The sequence below is a fragment of the Prevotella pallens ATCC 700821 genome (assembly GCF_000220255.1).
Classification (GTDB): Bacteria; Bacteroidota; Bacteroidia; order Bacteroidales; family Bacteroidaceae; genus Prevotella; species Prevotella pallens.
Genome location: NZ_GL982513.1, coordinates 1650732 through 1651259 on the forward strand (window position 1 = coordinate 1650732; position 528 = coordinate 1651259).

The following is a 528-nucleotide window of genomic DNA, read 5'->3' on the forward strand; positions in this document are numbered from 1 at the left end:
TTTTATTAAACTTAAATTTATTAAACGCATCAGTTGCTTTACAACTGATTTTGACATATCGATTTGATTTTTATTCATCTTCAATCTCTAACGATTTGTATGGAATGGTATAACTATCCGCATCATTTGATTTCTTTACTTTTCCATTTTTATCAAGCATTGTGATTTTTCCTCCGCCCATACTTGCAGAGATGAAAGATAGCGGTGATTTGAATATGCGAGCGATTGTTTTACTCGCTTCTTCTACCGAGCATTTTTTCTCTCCTTCATATTTGTATGTCAATATCTGGGCGTTTGATCTTTCAAAGCCAATAGCCTCCCAAATATACTGTTCTTCACTATCTTGTATTCTTAAAATTAATCCAGGGAGACCACCGAATTTATATGGTCCAAATGGCAACGGGATTTCTTGAGTGTACCATGCAGTATAATTTCTGCCTGCAAACGAGACTGTCGCCTTCGAGCATGGGTAGCCGATAATCGTGTCTGTTCCCTCTATGAATTTCCAATTGAACTGAGGCAGGTCCT

The 528-nt window shown here is 37.1% G+C and carries 1 protein-coding gene; it reads right to left on the bottom strand.

All coding sequences use genetic code 11. The annotated features are described in order from the left end of the window. Positions 1–70: 70 nt before the first annotated feature. Positions 71–528, bottom strand: a 458-nt coding sequence (locus HMPREF9144_RS06480) for a GLPGLI family protein (RefSeq protein WP_006045116.1), incomplete at its 5' end; no start/stop codon positions are given.